At 66.4% G+C, this 7,917-nt stretch carries 10 protein-coding genes; 8 read left to right on the forward strand and 2 right to left on the reverse strand.

The features are described 5' to 3' along the window. On the reverse strand, positions 1-334 hold a 334-nt coding region (locus A5704_RS08650), incomplete at its 3' end, for a sigma factor (RefSeq protein WP_304442277.1). A 114-nt stretch (positions 335-448) separates the two neighbouring features. Here A5704_RS08650 and A5704_RS08655 point away from each other — a divergent pair. Continuing rightward, complete coding sequence (locus A5704_RS08655; protein WP_067754723.1) at positions 449-1,291, forward strand: NAD(P)H-binding protein; 843 nt, start codon at positions 449-451, stop codon at positions 1,289-1,291. Between the two features lie 10 nt (positions 1,292-1,301). Continuing rightward, a complete protein-coding gene (locus A5704_RS08660; RefSeq protein WP_067888499.1) occupies positions 1,302-1,742 on the forward strand; it encodes a nitroreductase family deazaflavin-dependent oxidoreductase in 441 nt (146 codons plus the stop codon). A 96-nt stretch (positions 1,743-1,838) separates the two neighbouring features. Here the strand turns inward: A5704_RS08660 and A5704_RS08665 are convergent, their stop codons facing one another. Next, entirely contained in the window at positions 1,839-2,120 is a 282-nt protein-coding gene (locus A5704_RS08665; protein ID WP_067754717.1) for a WhiB family transcriptional regulator, read from the reverse strand. On the opposite strand from A5704_RS08665, the gene A5704_RS28285 reads away from it, so the two are divergent. The 6 genes from A5704_RS28285 to A5704_RS08690 form a co-directional block, all read left to right on the forward strand. Beyond that, positions 2,119-2,289 (forward strand): hypothetical protein, encoded by a 171-nt coding sequence (locus A5704_RS28285; protein WP_156737638.1) that lies wholly within the window; start codon positions 2,119-2,121, stop codon positions 2,287-2,289. The genes A5704_RS08665 and A5704_RS28285 overlap by 2 nt on opposite strands. Positions 2,290-2,623: 334 nt before the next feature. Beyond that, positions 2,624-3,715, forward strand: a complete 1,092-nt coding sequence (locus A5704_RS08670) for an FHA domain-containing protein (RefSeq protein WP_067888501.1) — start codon at positions 2,624-2,626, stop codon at positions 3,713-3,715. A 180-nt stretch (positions 3,716-3,895) separates the two neighbouring features. Further along, entirely contained in the window at positions 3,896-5,278 is a 1,383-nt protein-coding gene (locus tag A5704_RS08675; RefSeq protein WP_067754703.1) for an EspA/EspE family type VII secretion system effector, read from the forward strand. A gap of 76 nt (positions 5,279-5,354) precedes the next feature. Further along, positions 5,355-5,669, forward strand: coding sequence for an ESX-1 secretion-associated protein (locus tag A5704_RS08680; RefSeq protein ID WP_067754700.1), 315 nt, complete (start codon positions 5,355-5,357; stop codon positions 5,667-5,669). A gap of 244 nt (positions 5,670-5,913) precedes the next feature. Further along, positions 5,914-7,110, forward strand: coding sequence for an EspA/EspE family type VII secretion system effector (locus tag A5704_RS08685; RefSeq protein ID WP_156675634.1), 1,197 nt, complete (start codon positions 5,914-5,916; stop codon positions 7,108-7,110). A 380-nt stretch (positions 7,111-7,490) separates the two neighbouring features. Then, positions 7,491-7,917 (forward strand): EspA/EspE family type VII secretion system effector (locus tag A5704_RS08690; RefSeq protein WP_304442274.1); only part of this gene is annotated, 427 nt, incomplete at its 3' end.

Consider the following 7,917-nt stretch of genomic DNA (forward strand, 5'->3'; position numbering starts at 1 on the left):
ACGCGGCGCGGATCTCGTCGTCGAGAGTGACCCGGTCAGCCGGATCGGAGCGCTGCGGCGTGGGCCGCTCTCCGACCTCGCCCGGGCGTTCGTAACGAGCGCGGGCCGAGCGCACCTGGTCGAGGCAAAGTCGGCTGGCCACCACCGTCAGCCAGCCCCGAACGTCCTCGATCTCACCCGCCTCGACCCTCGACAACCGCAGAAAGGCCTCCTGCGCAATATCTTCCGCATCCCCGATGTCGCCGAGCATTTGGTAGGCGAGGTTGACCAGATAGGGACGGTGACGACGCCAGGCGTCGGCGACCTGGTCGCTCGCTGATTGCGGCTGGTTCATGCCTCTTCGACGATCTGCTGCGGCAAAAAGTTACGGGATCTGCGTTTGTAACTTTCCCACCTTCCGCCCCGTCCTTTTAGCACCGCAGAAAAATCAGCAGAGAGGAACCATCCCATGACGATCGTGGTAACCGGCGCGACCGGTAACGTCGGGCGACCCCTTGTCACCGCGCTTGTGGCCGCTGGAGCGCCGGTCCGGGCGGTCACCCGCGCGCCGGATAGAGCCGGGCTTCCCCCCGGCGTCGAACTGGTGGGCTCGGCGGCCGACGCGTTACCCGGCGCGTCGGCGGTGTTTCTCAACTCCAGGGCGCTGGGTGCCGACCTGAACGAGGTGGTGGAGTTGTGCGTGCGCGCCGGCGTCACCAGGCTGGTGGCGCTTTCGGCCATCAACGCCGATGACGACTTCGCCCGGCAACCGTCCCGCTTCCGCGGAGACCGCAATAAAGAGGTGGAGCAGCTGGCCGTTGACTCCGGCGCGGAATGGGTGAGCCTGCGGCCCAGCGTTTTTGCGACCAACTTTGCTGGCATGTGGTCCGCGCAGCTGCGCGCCGGCGACGTGGTCTACGGTCCGTACGCTTCGGCTTCGGTGGCGCCCATTGTCGAGACCGACATCGCCGAGGTGGCGGCGCGGGCGCTGCTCACCGACGAGTTGGTGGGACAGCGGATCCCGCTGACCGGTCCGCAGGCCTTCACCAATTCGGAACTGGTCGAGGCCATCGGTGCCGTCCTGGGTCGACAGTTGCGCTATTGCGAGATACCGAATGATGCTGTGCGCCAGCGGTTTATCGGATTAGGCTTTCCGGCAGCCTTCGGCGATGCCTATATCGCCATGCTCGCCGCGACGCTCGACACGCCCGCGCTGGTCACCCATGACGTCGAGAAGATCCTCGGGCGGCCGGCGACCCCGTTCGCCCAGTGGGTCGCCGACCATCGCGACGTCTTCTCCGCCATTGGTTGAGGAGCCCGACATGTCCGAACTGCGCCCACCGCGCTACCTCAAGCCCATGAACAAGGTGATGATGGCGGTCCAACGGCTGGGGATTCCCACCGGTCCGGCCATGGTGTTGACGGTGCCCGGCCGCAAGTCCGGTCGGCCCCGCAGCACGCCGATGACGCTGTTCGAATTCCGGGGCGACCTGTACGTGGTGGCCGGCTATCCCGGCGCCGACTGGGCGGCGAACGCACGGGCGGCGGGCACCGGCAGGCTCAGCCGGGGCCGACGGTCACAGCAGGTCCGGATCGTCGAACTCTCCGCCGCCCAGGCGCGGCCGGTGTTGCGGGAATTCCCGGTCAAGGTCCCGGTCGGTGTGGCATTCGCGAAGCGATCCGGGATGGTGCGTGATGGAACGGCTGACGAATTCGAAGCACTGGCGGGGCGGCTCGCCGTCTTCAGGTTCGAGCCGACTTAACGGCCGGCGCCTGTTCTGAAGTCCCAGAGGGAAAGCGGTGCAACGGTTTCCGTCGGGACCCGTCGCCGACCCGAAGTGGGCGGCCATGGCAGGAGGCTAGGCCGACTTCGCGGTCTCGCGCACGGGGTACCCGTTGCGCTCGGCCAGGGATCGCAATTGACGCAGCGCGAATGCGCGGGGGCGCCCCCCTTCGGGGATCACCACGCCGGCCCACAGGCCCTCCGCGCCGGCCGACTCGACCGCTTCCCGCGCGCACATCCAACGCCGGGGGCACGCACGGCACGCGGCGATGGCCTCGGCGTCCGGGGCGGTGGTCCAACGGTCGGGGTCCTGCGTGCAGGCGCCGAGCGGGATGTTGAACAAAGGTGTTGCGGTCATGGCGATGGTTCCTTCTGAAGCGTTGCGTTCTGCTCATCTGCTTCGCAACGGTATAGGACTAACCGCTGCAATGCAACAGTTTGGCTTCGGTATCGCATCGCTTCGTTCGGACGTTTCGCTTCAGCGGCCGGCCCAGTGGGGCGGCGTGACCGGATGGAAAGCCTTTTGAACTGGCTATTTGCGTCGTTACGGCCACTTTTCATCAATAGGATGGGACGGTTACGTAACCGTAGCGTTTGGGCTCGCTTCGGCTCTTCGCCGACAAAGGAGCGTTCGGATGGAGGCACGAAACCGTAGCGCTCCACGCGCGATCCATGGAGGTCCCCGCGCGCGGATCGCCACAAGATGACGTCGTTGTCGCGTCGGCATAGCGTTCCGACGGTGCGGCTCCGAAACTGTGATTCGAAACGTAGCGGCATGCGATGGAATTTGACGGGTGCGACGGTTAGGATTGCAGGCGGCGGAAGGCCCGCCCAGCTGCCTCGATCGAGGAACCACCGCAGATGCCCCGCACCGAGTCGAGTACCGATCTCGCCGTCCTGGTCATCCATAGCGGTGCGACGTCGCACGAAATCGAGCCCGGTCGGGGCGTGGTCACCATTGGCCGGGACCCGCAGGACGACGTGCGGATCGAGCAGATCTCCGCGGAGCATCTGTACGCCGAACCCGTGGACGGTTCGTGGCGGATCGTGGACAAGGGACCGGACGGCATGTTCGTCGACGGACACCGCATGAGCTCGGTGACGGTGACGGACAAAATGACGGTCCGGCTCGGCGATCCCAGCTCGGGCGAAGTTCTCACGTTCGAGATCGTCACGCCCCCCGGCGCCGGTGGACGGCCCGAACAGAAGTCCGATGGCGTCGAGCCGGATCCGGGGATGGCCCGCGCGGGCGCGGCCGCCGCCGCGCGCCGTCGGGAACTGGGCATCAGCCAGCGCAGCCTGGCGGCCGACGGGATCATCAATGCTGGCGCCCTCATCGCGTTCGAAAAGGGCCGCAGTTGGCCGCGGGAGCGCACCCAGGCCAAGCTCGAGCAGGTGTTGCAGTGGCCCGCCGGGACCATCGCGCGGATCCGCCGCGGACAGCCCGACGCCGGCGAAGAGATCCCACCGGCGGTCGCTACCGGCACCGCCAAAACCTCGACCGAGGCCCCGCAGTCCGATGCCCCGGCCTCGCTGATCGCGCAGGCGATCGTCGCCGCCGTGGACGGTTGCGGCCTGGCCATCGCGGCATTGCCGTCGCCCGACGACCCGGAGTTCACCGAGCGCGCGACGCCGATCCTTGCCGATCTCCGGCAACTCGAGGCGATCGCGGTGCGCGCCACCCGCATCAGCCGGATCACGCCCGAACTGATCAAAGCCCTGAGTACGGTTCGGCGCCACTACGACGAGCTGATGACGCGCGGTGCGACCGCCCCGGGCGCCCCGCTGGCACAACGCCTCTACGCGGCCCGGCGGCGGGCGAACCTTTCTCCCGCGGAGACCGCCGAGGCGGCCGGGGTGACCGAAGAAATGATCGTGCGGGCGGAGGCCGACGAGGCGGTGCCAGCCGAAGTCGCCGACGCGATCGAAACGCTGATCGGCCATATTCACTGAGCGCGGCGGCGCACCCGCCCCAACGTTCACCATCTCTGCCTTTTCACCGCGCTGTGGAAGCCGTTGCCTTTCCCAAAAATTCGTGCACGGGCGCCAGTCAGAGCGCGTTACGCTAAACGGGCGGTTAATGCGCGGTACGCGCAATCAACACGCGGAAGGCTCAAACCGGAGGACCCACTTATGTCTGTTTTCATTCAAGCCGCGAGGATCCTTGGCTCCTTGGCCGGATTAGGTCAGCAAGCTGCCGGCGTAGGCCTAGGCGTCACTGGCGGCTCGGAATTCAGCACCGAATATATTGCCGGCGCCGCGACCAGCGGGGGTGCCGACTTCGGGTCCCTGGCGATGGTGGGTGTTCAGAAGGGCATCACTAAATACATCAGCGGGATGAGCCCGGCTCAGAAAATGATCATGGCCAACCGTATGGGCGGCGCCAGCGGCATGAAGACCTTCAAACAGAGCCTCAGCATCATCTCCATCACCCTGACCATTGTTGAGCTCATGGAGCTGACGATCGGGTTCGGACCGCCAACCGAAGGCAGTGAGCTGAACACCGGATCCCAGCAGTTCACCCTGCTCGCCGAACAGCTGAAGCTAGCCCTTCCGGACTCCGGCTGGGAGGGTTCGGGGTCGGAAGCGTATGCCGAGCTTGACGTGACCCTGGAGACCATGGCGCAGTCGATGGCCACCCTGGACTCCCAATTGGCATCACTGGTGAAGGATCAGGCCGAATGGGTCAACCACGCGCGCTTGGGCTTTGGGATCTTGAAGGACATCCTTCTGGCCGCAATCATCATTGAATTGATCATCACGTTTGCGGTGCCCGCCCCGGCCGGTCCCATCGCGGCGAAAGCCTTCGCTATTGCGGTGGCCATTGGTGGGCTCAGTGTTGCCTCCACCTTCCTCGGCACCTTGACCTACTTCTCGGTGGAAAACGGGAAGAAGGCGGAGACCTTGGCCGGCGATTACTCGGCCCTGGCCGCCGGCACCGTGCAAACGGGGTCGGACGCCAAGGCCAAGAAGCTGACGTCGGAAGAGACCACGGTTTCCAGCTTTGCCGCCATCTCCGACAGCATGTCCGGGCCGTCGGCGCTGTCAGCCACACCGCCCGCTGCCGCACCGGCCGGCGCGGCCAGGGGCTCGGACGACGAGCGGGCCCCGCTGGCCGCTCAGATGGGCGCGAGTGAATCACCGGCCTACGGCGCATCTCAAACATCGGATACGACGTCACCGGATGCGACGACGCCGTCCGCGCCCACGACCACCATGCCCACCGTGGCCCAGTTGTCCGCGATGTCGGGCCAGGCCGCGAAGGTCTCCAGCCAACTGTCGCAGCCCGCGCAACTCACCAGCCAGGCAATGGGACAACTGCAGCAGATGATCCAGACCTCCCAGCAAGGCCAAGGCGCGGCGGCGCCGGCCGAAGGCGCCGGGGCCGAGGAGGCCGCGTTCCAGGGTGAGGTCGAGGGCGCCGGTGCCGGCTTTGGTGCGGCGGGCGCCGAGCGTGCGCCCGTGGAGGTCGCCGCGGCCGGCACAGAGCGGACGCAAGCACCGAACCCGGCCTAGGCCATCCCCGACAACCGACGATCAAAATCGTTGCACCAGAACCCTTAAGAGACTGAGCACCCGAGGAGCACGAATCATGGCCGATGTAACCGTCAACTCATCCCATCTCGACAGGCTGGCAACGGCGCAGGATCAAGCGTCGACGCAGGCGGCAACCGCAGCCTCGGCGGCGTCGGGCCTGGAAACCGATGTCTGGGTGAGCCACGGCGTGGTCAGCTGGTACTCGAACCTGGCGTTCACCAAGGCCGCGGATGCACGCAAGAGCACGGGCGACGCCATGAGCAAGGCGTCCACGGAACTCTCCGACAAGCTACGCACCGCCAAGAGGGTCTACGCCAGCACGGACGAGCAAGCGGGCAAGAACATCGACAAGCAAGTACTCGAGGGCTGATCACGCCTGAATCGGCAACTGCCGCAGCCGATTCCGCGTGCCGCAGGTCCGTTGGGTGCTAAGCTCTGGTGCGACCAACCGCTCGCCCGGCAGCGCACTGTTGACCTGAGGACCACAATTGGCTGTATCGATACTCGCCGACGCGGCTCGGCTCCTGGTCAACCTGGGTAGCCTCGGCCAGAACTTCACCGGCGTCGACAGCCCCGGTTTCAGCGGTGAGTATCTCGCGGCGAGTGTGACCAGCATGAGCGCAGACGGGTTGGCCGGTGGGGCCGCACTCGCCAAGTTGGGCGGCCTCGACGGGCTGACCCGGATTCGTTTCGAGGGTGGGAGCGTCAAGGTCCCGTCGGTGCCCGGCAGTAAGCAGTCCCTCAAGACGGCGGGCAGCCTGATCCTGTGGGCCCTCACGGTCGTCGAGCTGATGGAGCTGACGACCGGATTCGGACCGCCGGTCGAAGGTGACGACCTCAGAAACGGATCGCAGCAATTCAGTGCGTTGTCGGCGCAGCTGAAATCGGCTCTTCCGGACGACGACGGTTGGGCGGGGACGGCATCGGTAGCCTATGCGGGCCTCGACACGACCCTGGGGAACCTGGCGCAGACGATGGCTGAACTGGACCTCGAGCTGGCAGCTCTGGTGAAGGACCAGGCCGAATGGGTGACCCACATGCGCTTGGGTTTCGGCATATTGAAGGACCTGCTATTCGCGTGCTACATCGTCGAGCTGATCATTCGGTTCGCGCCTCCGCCACTCGGGCCGGCGGTGTCGCAAGGCTTCGCAATCACCGTTTCCGGACTTGGGATCGCGACCGCCGTGGGATTCCTTGCCACGTTGACCACCTACTCGGTCCTGAACGGCAAGCAGGCGGAGAGCTTGGCCGGCCGATACTCGGCCTTGGCATCCGGGACGGTACAGGAGGGTTCGCCGGCCGACGCGAAGTCGGCGACCGCCACTGAGTCGACGGTTTCCGGTTTTGCCGACGTCTCCGCCAGCATGCCGGGAACGTCGGCTTTTTCGGCGACGCCCACCGTGGCTGCGTTGGCCAGGCTGGCGCCGACGGACGGGGCGTCGGCGGAAGACCTTGCCGTACTGGACGCTTTGAGCGCGGGCGCGCCGGCCTACGCCTCGCCGGCCCCCGAGACACCGGGCGCACCGCCAATCACGCCGCCCACCGTGGCCCAGGTCGCTCAGGCATCGGCGCAAGCCGCGAAGGTCTCGGGGCAGGCGTCCCAACACATGAACGTTCCCAACCAGACGATCGGGCAAGCACAGCAGCTCGCGCAGACGAGCCGGCAGGGCCAGCCAGACGAAGAAACCGCGCCGTCGGACGACGCGGCTGCCGGGGCGGCGCCCGGCGCGCAGGGCGCCGAGCGCGCACCAGTTGACCTTGCCACGGCGGAGCCGGACGAGGGATCGGGTCGGCACGCCCGCGTCCGTTGACGGAGCCTCGGCAACGAAGTCCGGGCGCGACGAAGTAATACATCAATCGATCCGCCGGCTCGTGGCAGGGCTGTGTTAGCCGTCGAGCGCTGGCACCCGCGTCGAGAGAGATCCCGAAAAACGCGCAGCCGAATTCGGGAACGGTGTGGAGTCGCTCCTCCGGATGAACTCGGGATGACGCCGCGGCGCCGGTGGCGTCCCGTTGTTCTCCGGGCGTCAACCCTCCCTTAATGTTTCTGCGGAATTAACCGGTTGTTGGCCGAATCCTTTGTGCGCCCAGAAAATTCGTGCAGCGGGGCCCTGTCTGGCGGCGTTAGGCTCAACCCACCTCCTCAACATGAGTCCAACATCGGTCACCAACCGCGAAGGGATACACCGCCGTGAGTCGTCTCGCAGGTATTCACGATCTGGCCTACTGCTTCACGCGGCTGCAGGCGGGCGGTGGCGCCGCGTATTCCGGGGATTGGGTTGGTTTGGGGGCGAATCTGGGGGCGCTCGCCGGCAAAGCGATGTGGTACGGACGGAACCAGATCAAGGTGCTCGCAGACGCGTTGAAGACGTCCGGTACGAAGGTGCTCCCAACGCCGACGGCCATCGTCGACGTGGCGATGGTCGCCATCTCGGCGGTCGACCTGCTCAATGGATTCTGGACCCCGGACAAGGGCGCCTCCTTCACCAGCGGTGCGGACAAGTACGAAACCGTCTACCTCTACCTCGCTGAGGCCGCGCCCGACTCACGCGACTGGAGCGGCGACGCGGCGAAGGCGTACGCCGACGCGACCGCCGCACTGCAGGCCCTCGTGCAAA

This window comes from Mycobacterium sp. E735 (assembly GCF_001666955.1).
Taxonomy (GTDB): Bacteria; Actinomycetota; Actinomycetes; order Mycobacteriales; family Mycobacteriaceae; genus Mycobacterium.